Source organism: Gramella sp. KN1008, from assembly GCF_004332155.1.
GTDB lineage: Bacteria > Bacteroidota > Bacteroidia > Flavobacteriales > Flavobacteriaceae > Christiangramia.
The window spans coordinates 86,005-108,348 of sequence record NZ_SJDV01000003.1 but is presented as its reverse complement, the minus strand read 5'-3'; the positions used below and the strand labels follow the sequence as shown (position 1 = coordinate 108,348).

Sequence of the window (22,344 nt, the reverse complement as noted above, 5' to 3'; positions counted from 1 at the left end):
AGCATAAAATTAATCATGAGAAGATTTAAAAAACTACTTATATTTTTTGTTTCTATCGCTTTTGTATTTTCATGTTCTACAGAGGATCCAAATGATCCAGCGAATGGAGGTGTAAACCGTACGGCTAATCTTAAGACTCTTGGTGCTTCTGCAACCGATTTGTTGAGTGATGTGAATTTCACATCTATGAATATTGAAATTGTATATGTTGAAGGGAATAAACCAGCAGAGGAAGCTATAAGTAATTTCAGTAATTTTCTTAAGCAAAGGACTTATAAGCCTGATGGCATCCGTATTACCCAGAGATCAGTGAGCTCTTCCGGCCAGGCTCCATTCGATATCGACGAGATAGTGGAGATAGAGAAAAAAGAACGAACTGCTTATAATGCCGGAGATGAAATAGCTGTTTGGATCTATTTTGCTGATGGCAGTAGTGAAAAAGACAGTAATGATAAATTTGTACTTGGATCGGCTTTTAGAAACACGTCCATGGTGATTTACGAAAAAACCATTAAAGAATTTTCCAGTAGAAATGGAGGGACCAGCAGAGCAACCATAGAGGCTGCAACCTTAAACCATGAATTCGGACATTTATTCGGTCTTGTTGATCTTGGTACAGAACCGGTTTCAGACCATGAAGATTCGGAAAATCAGGGGCATTGTATAACAGATGGCTGCCTTATGAAAGCTTCTATCGAATTTGGAAGCGGAGTAGTTGACGTAATCAACGGCACAGGAATTCCCGAATTAGATCAGCTTTGTATAGACGACCTCCAATCGGTTGGAGGAAAATAAAAAAATCCCCTGGTATTACCGGGGGATTTTTTTTTATAAGTCTTTCATTTTATTCAAAAATATCGGGATCTAAATAATCTGGTATTCCATCCCCATTCTTATCACCTAATTCTTCTTTAGTAGGTTTCCCATCCCCGTCATCATCAGGATCTGAATGATTACTTATGCCATCTCCATCAGTATCATCATTAAAGGGATCTCCATCTCCATCCAGGTCTTCCATATAAGAAGGAACTCCATCCCTGTCATGGTCGGCTTCATTCACATGATAAAGGTTAATGGAAAAGATTAGAGGCGAATAAGCAGGGATAGAAGCTCTTCCAGAGGAAAAATATCCCAGACCTGAAGGAATGAATATAGCTCCAATTCCATAATCGTTATTCCATTTAATCGTATTATCGGCCTGAACTTCATAGCCTGTAGAGGCACGAAATTCTTCCAGTCCTTCCGAAAATCCCTTTATAACATTTCCAACTGTAGAAACAATTCCATTTGAACCTCTCACTTCATAACCCGACAGATTGAACCAGACCGGCGATTTAAGATTACTGTCAAAAACGCTGGAATTTAATAGCTGTCCCTTATAAGCAACCAAAGTAGAATCAGTAAAAGTTGGCTGTTGCCCTTCCCCTTCTCTTACCTTCAGGATATAGATCTGCTGATCTACACCTTCATAATTCACTGTTTTAGTAATAAGGTTCTCTGAATCTATAAGGGGGGTCTTATCAGCATTATCTCCTGCGATAGTATCAAATCTCACATTATAATCGAAATTCTCAGCAGGATTCTCAAACTCCTCATAATTATAAAAATGAGTATTCAGATATTCTATTATTTCCTGATCATCTTCAATAGCTACCTCTCCACGATCTCTGGGAGGAATCAATTCAACACCATTATCATCATCTTTATCACATGAAAAAACAAGAAAAGCCATAAGGCAAATCGCAAAAATTTTGTTTAATCTCATTCGAATTTTATTTAGGAGCCGCAAGATACAATAATCTTGTATTTTTGCTTTAAAATGAACGGTGATTTAGAGGTCAAATTATGAGAGTTGATAAATTTTTATGGTGTGTACGCTATTTCAAGACCAGAAGCATTGCCACCAATGCCTGTAAGCAGGGAAAAGTGAGGCTAAATGATGAAATTCTTAAACCTTCTAAAGAAGTCTTTCCCGGCGATAAGCTGAAGGTTAGAAAAAACCAGATCAATTATGAACTTGAAATACTGGACCTTCCTAAAAGTCGTCTGGGCGCGAAGCTTGTAAATATTTATGTACACGATGTAACTCCCAAGGAAGCTTTTGAAAAGCTCGATCTTTTAAAATATTCCAAAGACTATTATAGAAAGAAAGGAACCGGCAGACCTACCAAAAAGGATCGCCGTGATATAGATGAATGGTTTGATAATGCAAGGGAAAACAGGGAAGAAAAGAAAGATGAAGAGCGTGAATAGTGAATTCTGGTCTGCCAGATACCGGGAAAATAAAACCGGATGGGATATTGGCCATGTGTCCACTCCTATTAAAGAATATATAGACCAACTTGGTAATAAGGAACTTAAAATACTAATCCCGGGAGCAGGAAATTCCTATGAAGCCGAATATCTTTTTACCAATGGTTTTACCAATGTTTTTATTTGTGATATAGTTCCTGAACCTATCGAAAACTTTAAGAAGCGCGTCCCTGGATTCCCAAAAGTGCAACTGATCCAGAAGGATTTCTTTAGCCTTACCGGCACCTACGATCTTATCCTGGAACAAACTTTTTTTTGCGCCATTCCGGTAGAAAGAAGAGCGAAATATGCCAGAAAATGCCATGACCTTCTCTCGAAAGATGGCAGGATTGCAGGAGTGTTCTTTGAGTTTAAACTGACTGGTGAAGGCCCTCCTTTTGGAGGTAGCAGAGAAGAATATTTAACGTATTTTAGCAAGTACTTCAAAATCGATATTTTAGAAAGATGTTATAACTCGATCAAGCCCCGACAGGGAAATGAGTTATTCTTTAAATTCATAAAAAATTAAAAATGAAGAAACATCCAATCCTGAACGGAGAACAGATAAAACATAAAATTCGTCGCATTGCCTATCAGATCTATGAGAGTAATATTGATGAAAAGGAAGTTATCATTGCAGGCATAGCAAATAATGGATTTGAACTTGCAAAAAAGCTGGAAAAAGAACTCAAGCAGATCTCGCCGCTCGCTATTTCACTATGCAAGGTGGAAATTGACAAAAAGAATCCGCTTGGTGAAGTTAGAACTTCTCTGAGCAGTGATGAATATCAGAATAAATCTATTATTCTGGTAGACGATGTTCTTAATTCCGGAACTACCCTTATCTACGGAGTTAGACACTTTCTGGAAGTCCCTCTTAAGCAGTTCAGAACAGCGGTCCTCGTAGACCGGAACCACAAGAAATATCCCGTAAAGGCAGATTTTAAAGGGCTCTCTCTTTCAACTTCCCTCAGTGAAACCGTAAAGGTAAGTCTGGAAAAGAATAATGAGAGAGTGGAATTATCCTAGCAATTCATTTATTTGATGGATAATTTCTTCAGGAGATCTTGAATTACAGTCAATGATGTGTTCGCTCTGATTATAATAGAAACCTCTTTCAAATAAATGTTTCCTTATGAACTCCTCCAGTTTTTCCCTGGTCTCCAAATGACTTATCATGGGCCGGTGATCCTTTTCGGTAAATAAGCGTTCGGTAAGTGTTGCTATATCCCACTTAAGATAAATAGTAGTGGCATTATCTGTATTTTTTATGACATCCATATTATCTCCATAACAGGGTGTTCCCCCACCAAGAGATATTACAGAAGAAACATCAGATCGTAATACCTCTTCAAGCATCTGTCTTTCTATTTTTCTAAAAAATACTTCTCCCCTTTTTTCAAAGATTTCAGAAATACTTGCCCCCTGCTTTTTTTCTATCTGCTCATCAAGATCTATAAATCTGGAACCGAGACGTTCAGCAAGTTGCTTTCCTATATAGGTTTTTCCGGAGCCCATATACCCTAAAAGAAAAATTTTCATTTGATAATATGCTTATAATGAGACGAAGGCAAAACTATGATAAAATTATAGCAAATTAGCCTTGAAAAATAAATTAATGAATGTATATTTGCACCCGCATTCGCAAAAAAACGGATGTTTTTTATTGATCTGGTAGCTCAGTTGGTAGAGCATCTCCCTTTTAAGGAGAGGGTCCTGGGTTCGAGCCCCAGCCAGATCACAATTAAGTTCATTTTTGATTTTGTTTTAGATCTGGTAGCTCAGTTGGTAGAGCATCTCCCTTTTAAGGAGAGGGTCCTGGGTTCGAGCCCCAGCCAGATCACTAATTTGTATCAACCCAGATACAATTTTATCGGTTTATAGAACTGATTTTAGTTTTACCCGATGATATTTTTCGCCCGGGTGCTGGAACTGGTAGACAGGCATGGTTGAGGGCCATGTGTCCATTAGGGCGTGCGGGTTCGACTCCCGCCTCGGGCACTTAATTACCTTAAGAAATTTCGTTATTAATACTCACATTTTTTCCCTCCTCTTGTAAAGCCGTAAAGGCTTATTTTTTTATCCTTCTCTAATTTTGTTTAATTTTTTAACTACTATATTAAACATTTTAACATTTTAATACATTGAACTTATGCCGGTAATGTTTAGATTTGTTTAACTTCTATTCATTACTATGGAACATATTAAACAAAATTTTAGTATTAAGGACCTTGAGCACCTAAGTGGAATAAAAGCTCATACAATAAGGATCTGGGAGAAACGCTATAATATTCTTCATCCTGAAAGGACTGATACAAATATTAGAACTTATGATGGTGACAACCTGCAAAAGCTTCTCAATATAGCTTTCCTGAATTCCCACGGTTATAAGATCTCCCGAATTTCCAAGATGAAAGAAGAAGAGATCAACAATCTGGTGCAACGTATCTCGGCATCAGCCAGTGAAGAAAACCGGTCCAGGAATGCCTTTAAACTGGCCATGATGAATTTTGATGAAAGGTTATTTCAGAACACCTATAATAAACTAAGAGAAAAAAAGACCTTCCGAGAAGTTTTCCATGATGTCTTTCTGCCCCTACTTGATGAAATTGGAATGCTATGGCAAACCGATACTATTAAACCCATACATGAACATTATATTACCGAGCTAATCAAGCAAAAGATATATCTCAACATTTCGGAATTGAAATTTTCGAATCCAATAGAGTCCGGAGATGAAAAGATGTATGTGCTCTTTTTACCTGATAATGAAATTCACGATCTGGGAATTCTTTATCTTAATTACGAATTACTGGCTGCAGGGAGAAATGCGATCTATCTGGGACCAAGTTTACCTCTTGAGAATATAGACTATCTTCTGGACAAGCACGACAATTTAATTTTTATTAGTTATCTTACCGTATCCCCTACTAACACAAACATTCACGAATTTATAGATAAGTTCCAGAAGCAGGTATGTAAGAAAAAGCAAAGGGAGCTTCTGTTGTTTGGTCAACGTACCAGGGAAATAGAGACTGAGGAGTTATCAGACAATATAAAAGTATATACCTCTATTCCCGATTTTACCAATACACTTTAAATAACAAATTAACCAGATGTCCAGAAAGATATATATTATTGGTTCGGGTTTTTCGTCGCTGGCTGCATCCTGTTATCTTGCTCAAGCAGGTAACAGTGTAGAAGTCTTCGAAAAGAACAGCACTGTTGGTGGCAGGGCAAGGCAGTTGAAGAAGGACGGCTTCACCTTTGATATAGGTCCTACCTGGTACTGGATGCCGGATGTTTTTGAAAGGTTCTTTGCCGATTTTGGTAAAACTCCTTCTCAATATTATTCGCTTGAAAAACTGGACCCTGCCTACGAGGTATTTTTTGGAGAAGGAAAAAGCATCAGCATCCCCGGGAGTCTGGAACAGATCTATAGCAACTTCGAGGAAGAAGAACGAGGGAGTGCTGCAAAGCTTAAAAAATTCATTTCCAGAGCCCGGGATAATTATGAAATAGCAATTAAAGACCTTGTATACCGTCCGGGAGTTTCCCCCCTTGAACTGGTAACCCCGGAAACCACAAAAAGACTCGGGCGCTTTTTCACCAATATCAGCACAGAAGTACGAAAGGATTTTAAGAGTGAAAAATTGCGCCAGATCCTGGAATTCCCTGTTCTTTTTCTTGGAGCTAAACCAAGCGATACCCCGGCATTCTACAGCTTCATGAATTATGCAGATTTTGGACTGGGCACCTGGCATCCTAAAGGAGGAATGTACAAGGTTATTGAAGCTATTCAGCAACTAGCCGAATCTCTTGGAGTGATATTTCATACTGATTCCCCGGTGGAAAGTATTATTACCGAAAAAGGAAAAGCCAAAGGGGTCGTAATTAAAGGACAGGCTCATTACTGTGATATTGTCCTAAGCGGAGCCGATTACCACCATTCGGAACAACTATTACCAAATGAACTACGGCAGTATTCTGAAAAATACTGGGACAAAAAGACTTTTGCCCCCTCATCGCTGCTCTTCTATGTAGGATTTAATAAAAAACTGAAGAATGTCTCTCACCACAGTCTATTCTTCGATAGTAATTTCAAAAAACACGCTGAAAATATTTATGATCAACCTGCCTGGCCTGCAGAACCGCTGTTCTATGCCAGTTTCCCATCCCAGACCGATGAGACCTGCGCGCCTAAAGGAATGGAAGCCGGAATATTCCTTATACCCCTGGCCCCCGACCTCGAGGATACCCACCAGATAAGGGAACACTATTTTGATATTATAATGAAGCGTTTTGAAAGACTTACCGGTCAAAAAGTAAGGGATAATATAATCCTTAAAGAGTCTTTTTGCGTAAATGATTTTAAGAACGATTACAATTCTTATAAAGGCAATGCATATGGAATGGCCAATACTCTTTTCCAAACGGCCTTTTTAAGACCAAAGATAAAAAGCAAGAAAGTTGACCAATTATATTTTACCGGACAGTTAACCGTCCCCGGACCCGGAGTTCCTCCATCATTGATCTCCGGCAAACTGGCTGCCGGCCTGATTGAAAAAAATGAAAAAAATTAATATGAAAGCTATTTTTGACAATGTATCCAGATCCTGCAGCCGATTGGTGACTAATCGGTACAGTACTTCATTTTCTCTAGCAACCAAAATGCTGGCGCCTTCAATAAGGCAGGATATTTATAACATTTATGGTTTCGTTCGCCTTGCCGATGAGATCGTAGATACTTTTCATGATTATGATAAAGAAGAACTTTTCAATAATTTTGAAAAAGATCTTTATAAAGCTGTCAAAGACAGGATATCTCTCAACCCAATCCTCAATTCATTCCAGGAAACAGTACACAGGTACGGAATAGAGAAAGATCTTTATGAGGCTTTTATGAACAGTATGAGACTGGATCTCTATAAAACCGAATATCGCAGCATGGAGGAATACCGTTGCTATATCTATGGAAGTGCAGATGTAGTAGGCCTCATGTGCCTGAAGGTTTTTGTAAAGGGAGACAGGAAAAGATATGAAGAACTAAAAGATTCTGCCATGAGCCTGGGATCTGCATTTCAAAAAGTAAACTTTTTAAGAGATCTGAAAGCAGATTATGACGATCTTAGCCGTAGTTATTTCCCAAATGTAGATTTATCTCAGCTGAACGAGATCAACAAAGAACAGATCATAAGGGAAATAGAGGAAGATTTTCATAACGGGTTAAAAGGTATAGCTCATTTACCCGTGGAAGCAAAATTTGGAGTTTATACGGCATATATATATTATAAAAAATTATTACAAAAACTTAAAAGGATTCCGTCTCTGGAAATAAGAAAGCGAAGGATTCGTGTTCCTAATTACGAAAAGGCCGGTCTGCTGGCAAGATCGTATATTTCTTACAGACTGAACCTCATTTAAAAACATAGAACTATGAATGTTTTACTTTGGATCGCCGTTTTTCTGGGAACTTTCATTATGATGGAAGGAATGGCCTGGTTCACTCACAAATATATTATGCATGGATTCTTATGGAAATTACACAAGGATCATCACAAAAAGGATCATAGCAACTGGTGGGAAAGAAATGATCTTTTCTTTGTCTTTTATGCTCTGGTTAGTATTGGATGCTTTTTGCTATGGAAATACGAAGGTGTCTGGATAGGTCTTCCAATAGGACTTGGAATTCTCGCGTATGGAATCACCTATTTCACGGTCCATGATATTTTTATACATCAGCGTTTCAAGATATTCAGAAATGCGAATAACCGTTACGCCAAGGGAATAAGAAGGGCTCATAAGATACATCACAAGCATCTGGGAAAAGAAGATGGGGAGTGTTTCGGAATGCTTTTCGTACCTTTCAAATATTTCAAAAAATAAGATACTCCTATAAATGTTAGTGCCAGATTATTACTACATTATTGTGGGTGGTGGTCTGGCAGGTCTTCAGCTGGCCTCCCGCATCAGTAATGACGTCTTCTTCAAAGGAAAAAAAATAGCCATTATAGAGCCACAGGCTAAGATCGAAAATGACAAAACATGGTGCTTTTGGCAAAACAGTCCTGGTAAATGGGATGATCTCATTCATAAATCCTGGAAAAAAACCGGTTTTTTTTCTTCAGAAACTGAAGAGATACTGAATCTGGGAGATTATACTTATAATATGATACGCTCAGCCGATTTTTACGAGTCGGTAAAAAAGAAACTGGATAAAACCGAAGAATTCGTTTTTATAAATGACAAAATTGAAAAGATAGATCCTGTAACCAGAGCAGCTATAGGACAAAAAGCTAATTATACTGCGACACATTTCTTCGATAGCCGTCCAGATGATCATTATAAAGCCAAAGGCAAACATACAGTCCTTTACCAGCATTTTAAAGGCTGGATCATAGAAACTCAGGAAAATATCTTTGATCCTGATATTTTTACGATAATGGACTTCCGCCTGAAATATGAGGATTCAACCAGTTTCACCTATTTACTGCCATTAACCAGGAATAAAGCTTTAGTCGAATTTACCTTCTTTACCCCTTTTCTTACAAAAGAGGAGGTGTATGATGAAATGCTGGAAAAATACATCAGGCAGATCCTCAATCTTAAAACCTGGGAAATTCGGGAAACAGAGACAGGTATAATTCCTATGACCGATTATCCATTTCATAAGGAAAACTCAGCCTATATCACGAAAATAGGAACCGGAGGCGGATGGGTAAAAGCCTCATCAGGCTATTCCTTCAAGACTACAGAGAAAAAAGTGGAACAGCTTATTCAGAACATAAAGAGCGGGGTCTCTCCTTCTCAGGGCCTTTTTAATAAAGATTTCGCTCAGTACGATTCAATTTTCCTGGACGTTCTTGCCAGAAGGAATGATCTGGGGGAAAGACTATTCACTAAGTTCTATACAAAGAATTCGATGGAGGATATTTTCAGGTTCCTGGATGAGGAAACCAGCTTTTCAGAGAATTTAAAGATCATGCTCTCCCTTTATCATCCCGAATTTATAAAATCATTTTTCAGAAAGCTGTTATCTAGTCGGCGATAAGTTTATCCAGGGTTTTCCTGAAACTTTCACTATTCCAGTCGGCCGCCCCCACTTTATCTATCACAATACTTCCGTCTTTTGAAATAACATAGGTAGTAGGAAGGGTTCGTCCATCCATTGGGTCGGGCGCTTTGGTAAGCATTTTATAAGAAGGGAGGCTGAATCGCTTTCTCTTCATATAATTATCCACCGTTTCATGTTGTTCTCCTGAAATGAAAAGAAAGGTCACTTTATCCTGATAATCCTCATACAGTTCCTGAAAACTTGGCATTTCAGCAATACAGGGCGGACACCAGGTTGCCCAAAAGTTTACTATGATTACCTCGTTCTCAAACTGAGAAAACTCGACTCTTTTCCCTCCGTCATTTTCCAGCACCCAGTTATAATCGGCTATTTTTACCCGGTCTTCTTCATCATTCACGGACGGCGCAAATGAAATAAGCTTATTTACAAATATCTGGATCGGCTTCCTGGTCTGCGGAATTATCATTGCCAGGATTAGTACAATTAATATTATATTGGACCACTGGTTTTTAAAGATTTTCATAGCTTCACTTCTATAGCGTAAAGAAATAAAAAATTTGTACCAGTCTAAAGCCTTTTATTTACTTATTATTGGTAACAGAATTTAACTTCTTATTCATATCCAACAATTCCTTTCTTAAGGTTTCTACACTATCTTCCAGATTCTGCATCCTGGCTTTTCCATCTGTTACCGAGTGAGGTACAAGAACACTGCTAATTTTTCCACTTATCATCATAATCTTTTTTACATCATCTTTATTCAACCTGTCTATCTCACCATGAGCCTCATTATCATTTTCAACCATCCAGTATTCCGAATCCTTGTCCCTTCTTAATCTTTTTACCATGATCCCTTCCACGGTTATAAGCACCACCGCCGAACCATCCAGGATCTTGTCTGTATTATGCTGAAGCTGACAAACCAATACATCCCCTGCAAAAAGCGTGGGAGCCATACTATTACCTTCAACTTCAAACAACAGCTGTTCTTCAGATGGATTGAAACCGGGGATACGGAACCAATCTTTTATATCATAAAAACTATCCTTAGTCATTGCCTTTATAAACCCGGCATGGGCATGGGTGCGAAGAAGGGGAATAAAACCAGATTCACGTCCTATTTTAATATAATTATCCTCGCCTGTAAGAATATAATCAGCAGAAACATCATATAATTTACTTAACTTAACCAAATGTTCTGCTACAATTCCATTCTGTGAGTTTTCTATCAGGGAATAGGCCGCCTGGGTGATAAATAAAATTTCGGCAACATTGGTTTGAGACAGGTTATTTTCCTGCCTTAGTTTCTTAATTCTTTTCCCTATCTCAACTCTTGTATTCATACCGTATCTACTTTATACCCCAAATAACGGGCATCCATTTATTTCTAAAATGATATATAATTAAAAATAATAATTACGGTTTAACCTATAATTTATAGTGTTAATCGATCATACTTCTCATTATTGAAAAAGTTTAAATTACCATACAACTTTTTTCCAAATGAATTCTTTTTTACTCTTTTCACGACTATCTAAGCTTGGATGTTGTAATAATCATATCTTGAACTTATATGATGTGCTTAGTACTACAGATGAGAGCAGGAAGAGCATCTGCATTGAAAGATCTACAAGAAGAAAAAAAATAAAGACTGAACTTGATGACAGCCTAGGTAAGGTACGAAATAGAAAGGGTCTTTTAGCCGAAAAAGCAATGTTTTATTCGATTTCAAAGATAAATCATGGAAGTTCCAGGCTGATATTCTATTTTGAACCAAAAGACTGGAATATCGTGACTAAATGGGAATTCAAAAATCTTAGTTTATACTATGACGCTCTCTACACACCGAATATCCCGAAACCTGTTGTAGACATGCTGTTAAAGCAAAAACATGAGATAGAGAACTATCTTTCGGAAGAAGTCTAGTTGATTAAATTTCTAAATATTACCTGGAAAAGGAATAAGGTAATTTTTTAGGTATGTAATTTTTGTATAAGCCTAAATAAAAAACCCCGGTAAATAATCCCGAGGTTTTTTTATTTATATCAGAATAGGCTTTTATGCCGCGTTTTGCTTCTTGATAAGATTAAGCGCTGAACCATGCTTATACCATTCAATTTGCGGTTTATTATACGTATGGTTTGCCTTAATAGTATCCTTAGACCCGTCAGCATGAACGATCTCAATAGTTAACGGAGTATCCGGAGCGAAATTCTCAAGATCTACAAAGTTGAAGGTATCGTCCTCCTGAATAAGATCGTAATCATTCTCATTCACAAAAGTAAGCGCAAGCATACCCTGCTTCTTAAGGTTTGTTTCGTGAATACGAGCAAAAGACTTCACCAACACAACCTTAACACCCAGGTGTCTTGGTTCCATAGCTGCATGCTCTCTAGAAGAACCTTCCCCATAGTTATGATCTCCAACAACTACCGTAGGAATTCCATTTGCCTTGTACTCTCTCTGTACTGCCGGCACCCCATCATACTCTCCTGTCATCTGGTTCTTAACAAAGTTCGTCTTCATATTGAAAGCATTCACAGCACCAATCAAACAGTTGTTAGAAATATTATCAAGGTGACCTCTGTACCTTAACCATGGACCAGCCATTGAAATATGGTCTGTAGTACATTTACCATGAGCCTTGATAAGTAACTTCGCATCGGTAAGATTTTTACCATCCCATGGCTCAAATGGAGTAAGCAACTGAAGTCTTTCACTGTCTTCAGCAACTTTTACCTCCACATCACTTCCATCTTCTTTAGGAGCAACATAACCTGCATCCTCTACTGCGAAGCCTTTTGTTGGTAGTTCAATTCCCTGTGGCTCATCAAGCATTACTTCCTCACCATCCTCGTTCATTAACTTATCGCGAGTCGGGTCAAAATCCAGCCTACCTGAAATTGCAATTGCCGCAACCATTTCCGGAGAGCCTACGAATGCGTGAGTATTCGGGTTACCATCGGCACGCTTAGAGAAGTTACGGTTAAAAGAATGAACAATAGTGTTCTTCTCATCACCTTTTCTATCTGAACGATCCCATTGACCGATACATGGCCCGCAGGCATTGGTAAAGATAGTCGCGTCAAGATCTTCAAAGATTTGAAGCAGCCCGTCTCTCTCTGCCGTATATCTAATTTGTTCCGATCCCGGGTTAATACCGAAATCAGATTTCGCTTTTACTTTTTTATCTACCGCCTGTTTTGCAATAGAAGCAGCTCTTGTAAGATCCTCATATGAAGAGTTGGTACATGAACCAATAAGACCCCAGTCTACATTGATAGGCCAGTCATGCTCTTTGGCTTTTTCTCCCATTTCAGAAATTGGAGTGGCAAGGTCTGGAGTGAATGGCCCGTTAAGGTGAGGCTTCAACTCCGAAAGGTTGATCTCGATCACCTGATCGAAATATTTTTCAGGATCTGCATATACCTCATCGTCACCAGTAAGGTGCTCACGAACTTCGTTAGCAGCCTCAGCAACATCTGCACGGTTGGTAGCCTTTAGATAACGCTCCATAGAGTCATCATATCCAAAAGTTGAAGTAGTTGCACCCACCTCAGCACCCATGTTACAAATGGTTCCTTTACCTGTACATGACATTGAGCGTGCACCTTCTCCAAAATATTCAATAATGGCACCGGTACCACCCTTAACGGTAAGAATACCAGCAACCTTTAAGATCACATCTTTAGGAGCGGTCCAACCTGAAAGTTTTCCGGTCAATTTAACTCCAATAAGTTTAGGGAATTTAAGCTCCCAGGCCATTCCGGCCATTACGTCTACCGCGTCTGCTCCACCAACACCAATAGCGACCATACCTAGCCCACCGGCATTAACAGTGTGTGAATCGGTACCTATCATCATACCTCCCGGGAACGCATAGTTTTCAAGTACCACCTGGTGTATGATCCCTGCTCCGGGTTTCCAGAAACCAATTCCGTATTTATTAGATACTGATTCCAGAAAATCAAAAACCTCACTACTTGATTTGTTCGCGGCCTGCAAGTCTATGGCAGCTCCCATTTTAGCCTGGATTAGGTGGTCACAGTGTACAGTTGTAGGAACAGCAACCTTTTTCTTTCCTGCCTGCATGAATTGCAAAAGTGCCATCTGCGCAGTCGCATCCTGACAAGCGATCCTGTCTGGTGCAAATTCTACATAATCTTTTCCTCTGGTATAAGCTTCTGTTGCTTCACCGTCCCATAAGTGAGAATAAAGGATCTTTTCTGAAAGTGTCAAAGGTTTTCCAACGACCTCACGTGCTTTGTTCACACGATCGGCCATATGGCCATAAACCTTCTTAATCATATCAATATCGTATGCCATACTATGTTTAATTTATATTCTAAAAAAGTCTTGCAAAAATAAGGATTTTGAAACGATTTTGAAAATTACAAGCGTTAGGAAGGAAATACTGGAAATAATTTTCAAAATTATAAAAATGGTCATTATAATTTCAATAAAACTCAATATATAGATGATAAATTGAGAATTTGATAAAAAGAATGATGATTTTTAAAAATTCAGTTGTTTAGACCAAATATGAATTAGTTAAAAAGGCGGAAATCAGGTAAATAAATTGAATGAAAATAGTTTAGAATAGTTTCCTGATAATATCCTCTTCAGAGATCCCTTCGGCCTCGGCCTTATAGTTCTTAATGATCCTGTGGCGAAGAATTCCGAATGATACAGCCTGAACATCTTCAATGTCCGGGGAGAACTTCCCATTTACCGCTGCATGGGTCTTGGCAGCCATGATCAGGTTTTGCGACGCCCTAGGACCTGCACCCCAGTCAACATAGTTCTTTACAAGATCTGATGCATCACTGGAAGGGCGTGTTTTCCCTACGAGCCTGACTGCATATTCTATCACATTATCAGGGACCGGGATCCTTCTTATAACGTGCTGAATTTCCAGGATCTCCTCTGCAGTGAACAGGGAGTTTACCTGCTGCACATAGTCTGAAGTTGTACTTTTAACCACATCCACCTCTTCCTCAAAGCTTGGATAATCCAGATTGATGGCAAACATGAACCTGTCTAACTGCGCTTCCGGCAATGGATAGGTGCCTTCCTGCTCTATAGGGTTCTGGGTGGCCAGAACAAAATAAGGAAGGTCCAGCTTGTAATGATGACCTGCAACGGTGACCGCCCTCTCCTGCATGGCTTCTAGTAAGGCTGCCTGTGTTTTAGGCGGAGTTCGGTTGATCTCATCTGCCAAAAGAATATTGGTGAAGATAGGCCCCTTGATAAATTTAAACTTTCGGTTCTCGTCCAGGATCTCCGCCCCCAGAATATCACTGGGCATAAGATCTGGAGTAAACTGAATCCTTTTAAAATTAAGCCCAAGGGCCTTGGAAATGGTGTTCACCATTAACGTCTTTGCCAGACCTGGTACCCCGATAAGCAACGAGTGGCCTCCTGAAAAGATAGAAAGAAGAATCTGGTTCACCACTTCATCCTGACCCACGATCACCTTGGCGATCTCTTTCTTGAGTTCACGGTGCTTATTTACCAGCTTTTCTACAAGGGCCACATCTGACATATAATACTAATTTTTCACCCAGTCACTGGTATAGTCGCAATCGCGATATTTACCATTAACTTTGATATAAGTGTCTGAAATTTTTTCTTCCTGCCATTCTGCTATGGCATCCAGTTGTTTATCTCTCAGAGCAAGTTCTTTGATCTTCTGAAAATCGGTGGAATAATCGGCTTTATGCTCAGGAATCTTTTTAGTAACCTTAATAATTTTAAACTGAGGTCTTCCGGTTCTGTCTTGTTGAGTAAGCACCAGAGAAACCTCTCCTTCTTCAAGGCCTTCCACCTGCTTAAACAGTTGCGGATCTATCTTGGTAAGCTCAAACCTGGTGTCTCCAGTACGGGGGTTGATAAGTTTACCACCCTCGTTCCTGGTCTCTTCTTCATCTGAAGCTTCTCTTGCAGCAGCTGCGAATTCAAGTTCCCCGGCTACAACCTTGCTTCTTATGGTATCTATCTCGGCACGGGCAGCTTCAACTGATGCATTGGTTACATCAGGAATAAGCAAAAGGTGTCTTAGTTCCACCGTTTGCCCCCTTATCTTGTCAACCTGAATAATATGGTAACCAAACTCAGTTTCAAAAGGTTCGCTCACTTCTCCCTCCTGAAGACTAAATGCCACATCCTTAAATTCCTTTACAAAAGGATCTTTTCGGGTAAGTGTAATCCGTCCACCGTCTGAGGCAGTTCCGGGATCCTGGGAATAAAGTACTGCTTTAGTTGAAAAGCTCGCACCATTGTCAAGAATATCAGATCTGAATTCATTCAAACGATCCACCACCTTCTGTCTTTCAGACTCAGGGATCTCTGGTTCAATAACGATCTGTGAAAGTTCCACCTCGGTCCCGAACATCGGTTTTTCTTCCATCTGGTTAAAATATTGCCTAACCTCTTCGGGTGTAACTTCTATATCTTCAATGATCTTTTGCTGCATCTGCTGCGCAAGCTGTCTTTGCTTATTGATACGGAACAACTCCTCTCTTAGTTCCTCTTCAGTATCCTTATTGTAAAATTCAAGGATCTTATCCATAGACCCAGCCTGCTGCACAAAGCCCTGAAGCTGTTGATCTATCATACCATTTATCTGTGAATCGGGAATAATGATACTATCCTGAATGGCGTGGTGAGCGTATAACTTGTTCTCCATAAGGGAACCTGCAAGGTTACAATCGGTCACCTCTGCCGTAGAAATCCCCTGGCTCTGCATATCCTTATACATCAGGTCTATATCACTTTCCAGGATAATATAATCTCCAACAACCGCGGCGATCCCGTCTACCTTCGTACGCTGATTACCCTGCTGCTCCTTGCTCACCTTCTTAATTTCGGCATCCGGCTGAATGGAAGTACTATCAGTAACTATCACCTCCTGCGCCTGTACAGCAGTGGTTATCATAACACAAAGGCCGGCAAGTACGGTTTTAATTGAAAATTTCAAATTCATTATTTTTAATTGCATCTTTAGTAATCTCTTTTTCTAATTCTTTTATTAAAGCCTGTTTACGCTTATTAAGTAAGATTTCGCGAATGGTCGCCGAGGCATATTCCAAAGGAGCCTGCTCATTTCTTGTCAAAACATCATTTACGTACACAAGATACACATTTAGTGAATCCTGCAATTCCATGAAATTAGATTTCTTGACCAGTCTTTCTCTGTCCTCTACAGAAAGTGGACCAATCTTATTATAAACCGATTTAGTTTTCACCCAAACCGAATCGTTCATTGAGTAATTCTTAAACTGTAAGGCCATATTTGTAAGATCGTCCTGATCTTCCTGATTGAACCTTATAAATTTACGCTTGATCTCATCCAGATTATTACTATTACTGGCAAGATTTATATACCGAAGCTTCACCAGGTCTTCATTCAGAATAAAATTTTCCTTGTTCGCTTCGTAATAATTACTAATCTCATCTTTATTCAGCGAAGTATCCAGATCTCTGGAAACAACCGCTTCAGTATAGGCATTAGTGTACAGTTCATTCCGGTAATTACTCACCAGATCGTTGAATTCTCTTTGCTGCGCTTCCGGTAAATTCAGCTCTGCCCTGTCTATAAGCAATTGCTGTGTAGCCCAGCGATTAATGTAGTTAGATACTATAAGACTGCTATCTTCCGGTGAAGTATCATCATTTATAAGAGCTCTAATATCTTCCTCATATAAAAAAGAATCATTTACCCTTACTACCACCTTCCGGTTGTCTGATTGCTGAAAATATTCACATCCCACTAACAGTAGTGAAAACAGACCAAAAAAGAATCCAACTAAATTTCGCTTCAAAATCAATTTTTTTAGCACCACACAAATTGAATGCCAGATGAAACCTCCATATGATCAACAGGCTTCATCCCGGCAAAAATAAGAATTAGTTAAGGTTCTGCAAGCTAAAGGCATAACGAAAACATAAGATTTAAATTATAAATTTTCGGAATATTTAATTCTAAACTATCTTTAATAAACTACAATTCAAACAATTATGAAATATTACGAGGAAATAACTATTAAGAGGCCCCGGAATGAAGTAGTTGAAAAGTTTTCCAACCCGGACAATATGAAGCACTGGCAGGAAGGTTTCATCTTTATGAAGCCAATCAATGGGGAACCCGGCGCCGATGGCTCGCAAAACCTTTTGAAATATAAAATGGGAAAACGCGAGATAGAGATGAAAGAAACAGTTTTAAAGAATAACCTGCCCAACGAATATATGGCGACCTATGAAGCAAAAGGAGTTTACAATTTTCAACGTAACCGCTTCCTCCAAACTCCAGAAGATCACACTAAGTGGATATCGGAAAATGAATTCAGGTTCAGTGGATTTATGAAAGTAATCGGTTTTGTAATGCCGGGAGCCTTTAAAAAACAATCCAGGAAGTATATGCAGGATTTTAAAGCCTTTGTTGAGAATGATAAAAGCGTATTAAATGAATAAGCCGGAATTTTTTACTGAATAAAAGAGGGCTATATATGCTTCAGCCTGTTATATTTGCGAAAAAATATTTCAAAATGAAACAAATAGCTTTAGGATTTCTCTTATCATTCTTAGCATTTTCGGTAAATGCACAATCTAAAATCGGCACAATAGATGCCGAGTATATTCTTTCTCAAATGCCAGAAAATATAGAGGTTAACAAAGGACTGGAAGCCTACAACCAGGAACTTCAGGCAGACCTCGAAACTACCATTAAAGAGTACGAAACTCTGGTCAAGGACTATCAAACCAATAATGAAAGTTTCACAGATACCATCAGAAAACAAAAAGAAGAAAAGATCATAGGACTGGAAAACAGCATTAAAAACTACCGCCAAAAGGCTTCAGTAATGATGCAAATGAAAAGGAATGAACTTACCAGTCCCTTATATGAAAAAATAGACAAAGCTATGAAGGAAGTGATCGCAGCAGAAGGCTTCACACAGATCTTCCATGCCGGATCCGGCAACCTGGCTTTTTCAAGAGTTGAAGACGACATAACCTTAAAAGTTATGGACAAATTAGGAATAGAACCAAAGGAACCGCAACCGGCTCCGGATAATACGGTAGAAAACTAAACCGGTTCTTATATCAAAAAGAAAAGCCTCACGATTTGTGAGGCTTTTTTTTATCTGAACTTATGATTATCTACTATAATTAGGTGACTCCTTGGTGATGGTAACATTATGAGGATGACTCTCGTGCACTCCCGCAGCGGTGATTTTTATAAATCTACCGGTTTCCTTAAGAGTTTCTATATCCTTAGCTCCGCAATAACCCATACCGGCTCTTAGTCCACCAACAAACTGATGTATGCTTTCCTCCAGATCACCTTTATAAGGCACACGACCTACGATTCCTTCAGGAACAAGTTTCTTGATATCATCTTCAACATCCTGAAAATACCTGTCTTTAGAACCTTTTTCCATAGCCTCCACAGAACCCATTCCTCTATAGGACTTGAATTTACGACCTTCATAAATAATGGTCTCACCAGGAGACTCTTTGGTTCCCGCAAGCAATGATCCTAACATCACACAGTCAGCTCCTGCTGCAATGGCTTTAGGTATATCACCAGTATAGCGAATACCCCCATCAGCAATAACAGGAACTCCTGAACCTTTTATGGCTGCTGCAACTTCCAGAACTGCTGAGAATTGTGGAAATCCAACTCCAGCCACTACTCTGGTAGTACATATTGAACCCGGACCAATACCTACTTTCACTGCATCGGCTCCAGCCTCTACCAGATATTTGGCAGCTTCGGCGGTTGCAATGTTCCCTACCACCACTTCCAAATCGGGAAATTTCCTCTTTACTTCCTTAAGCACATGTGCAACACCCTTAGTATGTCCATGAGCCGTATCTATAATTATGGCATCCACACCTGCATTCACCAAAGCTTCAGCCCTGTCAACTGCATCGGCGGTTACACCCACAGCCGCAGCAACTCTCAATCGACCATAGCTATCTTTGTTAGCCATAGGCTTCTGAGTAAGTTTGGTGATATCACGAAAGGTAATGAGGCCAACCAGTTTATTATCTTTATTGACTACGGGAAGTTTTTCGATCTTGTTCTCCTGAAGTATATCCTCGGCATCTTCAAGAGAGGTACCTTCAGACACGGTCACCAGGTTCTCTGAGGTCATTACTTCAGAAATAGGCCGGTTAAGATTCTTCTCAAATCGCAGGTCCCTGTTGGTTACGATTCCTATAAGTTTACCGTCGTCATCCACTATTGGAATTCCTCCAATACTGTGTTCTCTCATAGACTCCTTGGCATCCCTAACCTTTGCCGTAACAGGAAGCGTCACAGGATCTATGATCATTCCGCTTTCGGCACGTTTCACTTTTCTCACCTTCAGCGCCTGCTGCTCAATCGTCATATTCTTATGAAGAACTCCTATCCCTCCTTCTCTGGCCATAGCGATCGCCATCCTGGATTCGGTTACCGTATCCATAGCAGCGGAAACAATAGGAACATTGATCGGAATATTTCGTGTGAATTTAGATTGAATACTTACCTGTCTTGGAAGAACATCTGAATAGTTAGGCACCAGTAGAACATCATCATAGGTTAGCCCGTCTCCAAGTATTTTTGATTCGTGTGCGGTCATTGCAATTAAGAATTTAATTGCATGCAAATATACGTTTTAAATATCAGAAACCTGATTTAAGGCTTCAATATTTCCTTTTTAAAAAATATCTGATAAAAAATAATGAGCACACCCGCTGTGAAGATAGCAGTCATCAGCAACCCCGATAACATTACAATATATTTCATCCAGAGAAATCCTTTCCAAACAAGGTAAATTCCACCAAAAGTGGCAATTATAGAAAAGAAAGGTTCAATAATAAGAAAGAATTTAAGTTTTTTAGGAAGCCTGGTGATCAATAAGATTCCACCAAAAAGAAAAAAGATAAAAGACATGGAAAGAACATGGGTATGAATAATAGTGAGCATCTCCCGCTCTCCCTTCTCGAACTTCATCACTTCGGCATCAGGATCATCCTCATTGCCAAGATAGTTCTCTTCTATCCCATCAGGGTTTGTGGTCTCTGTTTGAGCAACAAAAAGAAGACCGGTAAAATATCCTACACTCAGAACGAGTATAAAGACGGCTAAAAAATATTTTATTTCATTGGGTAAACGTAGAAGAAGTCCGTCGTAATTCATTAAATAATGTTCTTCGACCTAAGAATCTTAACGCTCTGGAGAATATCGGAAACTGCATTTTTCATCGATCTCACCGAAATGGTAGCACCCGAGATAGCAGCCACATCATACAGATCATCACCTGCAGATTTACCTGTGAACTGCTTCAGCCACCTGGTACTTCCTATCTCACCACCATATTCTTCGCGATAAACCAGAACCTTGGTTCTTGCAATAGTCAGATTTTTGTCAAATATAACCAGATAATCGAATTGTGCAGTCTTACTGGGAGCTTTATCTATGTAGGCGTAGCCCACAAGCTCATTGTTCTTGGTGATCTTGAAAAAATTGTTTGCTGAAACATCTGATGGCGTTTTTATTTCGGAAGGTACTTTGACCCCTTTGTAGCTGGGGTTTTCAATATCAAAAGCACGCTCCACTTCCCTGTCTATCTTTTTACCTGGAGTCTTATCTACTCCTACAGTAAAAGTTAGTAAAGAAATAACCAGAATTAATAAGTTCTTAGCCATCATTGATTGTTTTTTTAATTATACACAATTAAAATACCAAAGTCAGGATAGCGAGAAACTATCCTGACCTTACCCATTTTATATTTGGTTTCTTAGAACCATATTCCAACTCCTAAATTAAGCTGGTTAGGAACCTCAGCATCAGAATCGTTGTCCCTTATCTGATAATCCCCTTTAAAGACAACACCAGGAGCCACGTGATAGCTTAGCCCCATAGTAATATCATTTCTATTATAGGCATTATTCTGTACCAGACTACCTTCAACATCGGCGTGAGTATCGTACTGCTCATACCTTGTAAAAGCAAACAATTTTTGTTCATTTCTAAGTGGTAAAAGGTTATAGGCTCCTTCAACATACCATCCCTGAAGTTCGCTTCCAAGGTTCTGTCCCGTTAGCTCGTTATAAGCCTGGGTGTCATTCAGCCCGGCCTGGATAAACTGACCTCTTGCCGTAAATCTTTTATACGCATATCTCGCGTCAAGACCTAACATGGCGATCCCAACATCGGCGCCATCAACATGATCGATCTCATCATCAGCCTGGGTTCTTCCGAAGTAACCAGACAATCCAAGGCGAAGACCCGGTATCCCGTAATAATCCAGTTTAGCTGAAAGGTTCGGCTTATTAATGGTAGATTCGATACCTTTTTGACGTCCGCCACGAAGACCGCTGGATCCACCAATCAGGCCGTTCCCATCAGCATCGGTAGATTTGAATCCGTTAAAAATATATGCCTGGTAAGAAAGAGAAGCGCTGTTGATCCTTCCCAATACTCCTACCCCAATTTCTCTCCAGGTTGAAGGAACGATAGCTCCATCTACACCCGGTCTTTCAACTCCGTTAAAAGTTGTTGGTTCGTGGTATTCGTTTATGATTCCCATGGGTACCAGCATAAGACCGGCACGAAGATTCACATTATTAGCAATATTATAATTAACGAAGGCCTGTTCTACATACACTTCCTCTACGTGTTCAAATTCGATTTCTGAAAAGAACTGCACTTTGTCGTTGAAGCGGTATCCTAAGAGCATAACCAGTCTGTGGACATCCAGTTTACCGTTATCGGCTTCCGGCTGGTTATAGTGAACCTCTCCATAGGCACCAACGGTAACCGCATCTGAATAATTTCCTGATAGAATACGCTGAGCCGCGTTTTGTTGTTTTTGAGGATCAAAAGTGATAGAATCCTGAGTAGTTTGAGCAAATGATAAAGTAGTAGCTAATACAAATGCTAAAGATAAATAGAGCTTAGTCATTTTTACTTATTTAGACTTGAT

General features: G+C 39.4%; 24 protein-coding genes and 3 tRNA genes. 15 read left to right on the top strand and 12 right to left on the bottom strand.

The window, feature by feature from the left end; translation table 11 throughout:
* The first annotated feature begins 15 nt into the window (after positions 1 to 15).
* Positions 16 to 795 carry a hypothetical protein gene (locus EZJ28_RS06280; RefSeq protein ID WP_131396048.1) on the top strand — a complete coding sequence of 260 codons (780 nt, stop codon included), beginning with the start codon at positions 16 to 18 and terminating at the stop codon, positions 793 to 795.
* Between the two features lie 49 nt (positions 796 to 844).
* On the opposite strand, the gene EZJ28_RS06275 is transcribed toward EZJ28_RS06280, so the two are convergent.
* Positions 845 to 1,765 (bottom strand): FKBP-type peptidyl-prolyl cis-trans isomerase, encoded by a 921-nt coding sequence (locus EZJ28_RS06275; protein WP_131396046.1) that lies wholly within the window; start codon positions 1,763 to 1,765, stop codon positions 845 to 847.
* Between the two features lie 80 nt (positions 1,766 to 1,845).
* On the opposite strand from EZJ28_RS06275, the gene EZJ28_RS06270 reads away from it, so the two are divergent.
* Genes EZJ28_RS06270 through EZJ28_RS06260 form a run of 3 tightly spaced genes read left to right on the top strand, consistent with a single transcriptional unit; the run spans position 1,846 to position 3,321 of the window.
* On the top strand, positions 1,846 to 2,253 hold the full coding sequence (locus EZJ28_RS06270; protein WP_131396044.1) for an RNA-binding S4 domain-containing protein: 408 nt from the start codon (positions 1,846 to 1,848) through the stop codon (positions 2,251 to 2,253).
* Positions 2,207 to 2,821 (top strand): methyltransferase domain-containing protein, encoded by a 615-nt coding sequence (locus EZJ28_RS06265; protein WP_242670079.1) that lies wholly within the window; start codon positions 2,207 to 2,209, stop codon positions 2,819 to 2,821. The genes EZJ28_RS06270 and EZJ28_RS06265 overlap by 47 nt, the downstream gene beginning before the upstream one ends.
* A gap of 2 nt (positions 2,822 to 2,823) precedes the next feature.
* Positions 2,824 to 3,321 carry a phosphoribosyltransferase family protein gene (locus tag EZJ28_RS06260; RefSeq protein WP_131396041.1) on the top strand — a complete coding sequence of 166 codons (498 nt, stop codon included), beginning with the start codon at positions 2,824 to 2,826 and terminating at the stop codon, positions 3,319 to 3,321.
* On the opposite strand, the gene EZJ28_RS06255 is transcribed toward EZJ28_RS06260, so the two are convergent.
* Positions 3,313 to 3,834 (bottom strand): shikimate kinase, encoded by a 522-nt coding sequence (locus tag EZJ28_RS06255; RefSeq protein ID WP_131396039.1) that lies wholly within the window; start codon positions 3,832 to 3,834, stop codon positions 3,313 to 3,315. The two genes, EZJ28_RS06260 and EZJ28_RS06255, sit on opposite strands and share 9 nt — an antisense overlap.
* Before the next feature lie 126 nt (positions 3,835 to 3,960).
* Between EZJ28_RS06255 and EZJ28_RS06250 the strand changes: the two genes are divergently transcribed.
* The 8 genes from EZJ28_RS06250 to EZJ28_RS06215 all read left to right on the top strand — a co-directional run bounded on the left by EZJ28_RS06250 (position 3,961) and on the right by EZJ28_RS06215 (position 9,343).
* Positions 3,961 to 4,033: transfer RNA gene (locus EZJ28_RS06250), tRNA-Lys, on the top strand.
* Between the two features lie 29 nt (positions 4,034 to 4,062).
* Positions 4,063 to 4,135, top strand: a tRNA-Lys gene (locus tag EZJ28_RS06245).
* A gap of 74 nt (positions 4,136 to 4,209) precedes the next feature.
* Positions 4,210 to 4,293 (top strand) — tRNA-Leu (locus tag EZJ28_RS06240).
* A gap of 193 nt (positions 4,294 to 4,486) precedes the next feature.
* Positions 4,487 to 5,392 carry a MerR family transcriptional regulator gene (locus tag EZJ28_RS06235; RefSeq protein ID WP_131396038.1) on the top strand — a complete coding sequence of 302 codons (906 nt, stop codon included), beginning with the start codon at positions 4,487 to 4,489 and terminating at the stop codon, positions 5,390 to 5,392.
* Positions 5,393 to 5,408: 16 nt separating this feature from the next.
* Positions 5,409 to 6,875, top strand: a complete 1,467-nt coding sequence (locus EZJ28_RS06230; protein WP_131396036.1) for an NAD(P)/FAD-dependent oxidoreductase — start codon at positions 5,409 to 5,411, stop codon at positions 6,873 to 6,875.
* Between the two features lies 1 nt (position 6,876).
* A complete protein-coding gene (locus tag EZJ28_RS06225) occupies positions 6,877 to 7,716 on the top strand; it encodes a phytoene/squalene synthase family protein (RefSeq protein ID WP_131396034.1) in 840 nt (279 codons plus the stop codon).
* A gap of 12 nt (positions 7,717 to 7,728) precedes the next feature.
* On the top strand, positions 7,729 to 8,178 hold the full coding sequence (locus EZJ28_RS06220) for a sterol desaturase family protein (RefSeq protein ID WP_131396033.1): 450 nt from the start codon (positions 7,729 to 7,731) through the stop codon (positions 8,176 to 8,178).
* Positions 8,179 to 8,191: 13 nt separating this feature from the next.
* A complete protein-coding gene (locus EZJ28_RS06215) occupies positions 8,192 to 9,343 on the top strand; it encodes a lycopene cyclase family protein (protein ID WP_131396031.1) in 1,152 nt (383 codons plus the stop codon).
* Here the strand turns inward: EZJ28_RS06215 and EZJ28_RS06210 are convergent.
* Positions 9,330 to 9,890, bottom strand: a complete 561-nt coding sequence (locus EZJ28_RS06210; protein ID WP_131396029.1) for a TlpA disulfide reductase family protein — start codon at positions 9,888 to 9,890, stop codon at positions 9,330 to 9,332. The two genes, EZJ28_RS06215 and EZJ28_RS06210, sit on opposite strands and share 14 nt — an antisense overlap.
* Before the next feature lie 58 nt (positions 9,891 to 9,948).
* Positions 9,949 to 10,710 (bottom strand): S24 family peptidase, encoded by a 762-nt coding sequence (locus EZJ28_RS06205; RefSeq protein WP_131396028.1) that lies wholly within the window; start codon positions 10,708 to 10,710, stop codon positions 9,949 to 9,951.
* Between the two features lie 220 nt (positions 10,711 to 10,930).
* On the opposite strand from EZJ28_RS06205, the gene EZJ28_RS06200 reads away from it, so the two are divergent.
* On the top strand, positions 10,931 to 11,293 hold the full coding sequence (locus EZJ28_RS06200; protein ID WP_131396026.1) for a hypothetical protein: 363 nt from the start codon (positions 10,931 to 10,933) through the stop codon (positions 11,291 to 11,293).
* 132 nt (positions 11,294 to 11,425) lie between these two features.
* On the opposite strand, the gene EZJ28_RS06195 is transcribed toward EZJ28_RS06200, so the two are convergent.
* The 4 genes from EZJ28_RS06195 to EZJ28_RS06180 form a co-directional block, all read right to left on the bottom strand.
* Positions 11,426 to 13,693, bottom strand: coding sequence for an aconitate hydratase (locus tag EZJ28_RS06195; protein WP_131396024.1), 2,268 nt, complete (start codon positions 13,691 to 13,693; stop codon positions 11,426 to 11,428).
* 268 nt (positions 13,694 to 13,961) lie between these two features.
* Positions 13,962 to 14,912, bottom strand: coding sequence for a MoxR family ATPase (locus EZJ28_RS06190; RefSeq protein ID WP_131396022.1), 951 nt, complete (start codon positions 14,910 to 14,912; stop codon positions 13,962 to 13,964).
* Positions 14,913 to 14,918: 6 nt separating this feature from the next.
* Complete coding sequence (locus tag EZJ28_RS06185; protein WP_131396020.1) at positions 14,919 to 16,367, bottom strand: peptidylprolyl isomerase; 1,449 nt, start codon at positions 16,365 to 16,367, stop codon at positions 14,919 to 14,921.
* Entirely contained in the window at positions 16,330 to 17,190 is an 861-nt protein-coding gene (locus EZJ28_RS06180; protein ID WP_242670078.1) for a peptidyl-prolyl cis-trans isomerase, read from the bottom strand. Before EZJ28_RS06180 ends, EZJ28_RS06185 begins: the two co-directional genes overlap by 38 nt.
* A 196-nt stretch (positions 17,191 to 17,386) precedes the next feature.
* Between EZJ28_RS06180 and EZJ28_RS06175 the strand changes: the two genes are divergently transcribed.
* Together EZJ28_RS06175 and EZJ28_RS06170 are read left to right on the top strand one after the other, a co-directional pair.
* Entirely contained in the window at positions 17,387 to 17,839 is a 453-nt protein-coding gene (locus EZJ28_RS06175) for an SRPBCC family protein (protein WP_131396017.1), read from the top strand.
* A 74-nt stretch (positions 17,840 to 17,913) separates the two neighbouring features.
* Positions 17,914 to 18,456 carry an OmpH family outer membrane protein gene (locus tag EZJ28_RS06170; RefSeq protein ID WP_131396015.1) on the top strand — a complete coding sequence of 181 codons (543 nt, stop codon included), beginning with the start codon at positions 17,914 to 17,916 and terminating at the stop codon, positions 18,454 to 18,456.
* Positions 18,457 to 18,522: 66 nt separating this feature from the next.
* Here the strand turns inward: EZJ28_RS06170 and guaB are convergent, their stop codons facing one another.
* From guaB to EZJ28_RS06150, 4 genes are all read right to left on the bottom strand, one after another.
* The gene (gene guaB / locus EZJ28_RS06165) at positions 18,523 to 19,995 is read right to left on the bottom strand and encodes an IMP dehydrogenase (RefSeq protein WP_131396014.1); all 1,473 of its coding nucleotides are present in this window, start codon (positions 19,993 to 19,995) and stop codon (positions 18,523 to 18,525) included.
* A 56-nt stretch (positions 19,996 to 20,051) separates the two neighbouring features.
* On the bottom strand, positions 20,052 to 20,555 hold the full coding sequence (locus tag EZJ28_RS06160) for a hypothetical protein (protein WP_131396012.1): 504 nt from the start codon (positions 20,553 to 20,555) through the stop codon (positions 20,052 to 20,054).
* The gene (locus tag EZJ28_RS06155) at positions 20,555 to 21,067 is read right to left on the bottom strand and encodes an FMN-binding protein (RefSeq protein WP_131396010.1); all 513 of its coding nucleotides are present in this window, start codon (positions 21,065 to 21,067) and stop codon (positions 20,555 to 20,557) included. The genes EZJ28_RS06160 and EZJ28_RS06155 overlap by 1 nt, the downstream gene beginning before the upstream one ends.
* Positions 21,068 to 21,156: 89 nt before the next feature.
* On the bottom strand, positions 21,157 to 22,323 hold the full coding sequence (locus EZJ28_RS06150) for a porin (protein ID WP_131396008.1): 1,167 nt from the start codon (positions 22,321 to 22,323) through the stop codon (positions 21,157 to 21,159).
* Positions 22,324 to 22,344: the final 21 nt, after the last annotated feature.

Excerpts from the sequence above, each read along its gene's own strand:
- EZJ28_RS06205 (WP_131396028.1), bottom strand. The coding sequence starts at position 10,710 with ATGAATACAAGAGTTGAGATAGGGAAAAGAATTAAGAAACTAAGGCAG.
- EZJ28_RS06270 (WP_131396044.1), top strand. The coding sequence starts at position 1,846 with ATGAGAGTTGATAAATTTTTATGGTGTGTACGCTATTTCAAGACCAGA.
- EZJ28_RS06160 (WP_131396012.1), bottom strand. The coding sequence starts at position 20,555 with ATGAATTACGACGGACTTCTTCTACGTTTACCCAATGAAATAAAATAT.
- EZJ28_RS06195 (WP_131396024.1), bottom strand. The coding sequence starts at position 13,693 with ATGGCATACGATATTGATATGATTAAGAAGGTTTATGGCCATATGGCC.
- EZJ28_RS06255 (WP_131396039.1), bottom strand. The coding sequence starts at position 3,834 with ATGAAAATTTTTCTTTTAGGGTATATGGGCTCCGGAAAAACCTATATA.
- EZJ28_RS06260 (WP_131396041.1), top strand. The coding sequence starts at position 2,824 with ATGAAGAAACATCCAATCCTGAACGGAGAACAGATAAAACATAAAATT.
- EZJ28_RS06220 (WP_131396033.1), top strand. The coding sequence starts at position 7,729 with ATGAATGTTTTACTTTGGATCGCCGTTTTTCTGGGAACTTTCATTATG.
- guaB (WP_131396014.1), bottom strand. The coding sequence starts at position 19,995 with ATGACCGCACACGAATCAAAAATACTTGGAGACGGGCTAACCTATGAT.
- EZJ28_RS06215 (WP_131396031.1), top strand. The coding sequence starts at position 8,192 with ATGTTAGTGCCAGATTATTACTACATTATTGTGGGTGGTGGTCTGGCA.
- EZJ28_RS06230 (WP_131396036.1), top strand. The coding sequence starts at position 5,409 with ATGTCCAGAAAGATATATATTATTGGTTCGGGTTTTTCGTCGCTGGCT.
- EZJ28_RS06210 (WP_131396029.1), bottom strand. The coding sequence starts at position 9,890 with ATGAAAATCTTTAAAAACCAGTGGTCCAATATAATATTAATTGTACTA.
- EZJ28_RS06175 (WP_131396017.1), top strand. The coding sequence starts at position 17,387 with ATGAAATATTACGAGGAAATAACTATTAAGAGGCCCCGGAATGAAGTA.
- EZJ28_RS06280 (WP_131396048.1), top strand. The coding sequence starts at position 16 with ATGAGAAGATTTAAAAAACTACTTATATTTTTTGTTTCTATCGCTTTT.
- EZJ28_RS06275 (WP_131396046.1), bottom strand. The coding sequence starts at position 1,765 with ATGAGATTAAACAAAATTTTTGCGATTTGCCTTATGGCTTTTCTTGTT.
- EZJ28_RS06155 (WP_131396010.1), bottom strand. The coding sequence starts at position 21,067 with ATGATGGCTAAGAACTTATTAATTCTGGTTATTTCTTTACTAACTTTT.
- EZJ28_RS06265 (WP_242670079.1), top strand. The coding sequence starts at position 2,207 with ATGCAAGGGAAAACAGGGAAGAAAAGAAAGATGAAGAGCGTGAATAGT.
- EZJ28_RS06190 (WP_131396022.1), bottom strand. The coding sequence starts at position 14,912 with ATGTCAGATGTGGCCCTTGTAGAAAAGCTGGTAAATAAGCACCGTGAA.
- EZJ28_RS06235 (WP_131396038.1), top strand. The coding sequence starts at position 4,487 with ATGGAACATATTAAACAAAATTTTAGTATTAAGGACCTTGAGCACCTA.
- EZJ28_RS06150 (WP_131396008.1), bottom strand. The coding sequence starts at position 22,323 with ATGACTAAGCTCTATTTATCTTTAGCATTTGTATTAGCTACTACTTTA.
- EZJ28_RS06185 (WP_131396020.1), bottom strand. The coding sequence starts at position 16,367 with ATGCAATTAAAAATAATGAATTTGAAATTTTCAATTAAAACCGTACTT.
- EZJ28_RS06170 (WP_131396015.1), top strand. The coding sequence starts at position 17,914 with ATGAAACAAATAGCTTTAGGATTTCTCTTATCATTCTTAGCATTTTCG.
- EZJ28_RS06225 (WP_131396034.1), top strand. The coding sequence starts at position 6,877 with ATGAAAGCTATTTTTGACAATGTATCCAGATCCTGCAGCCGATTGGTG.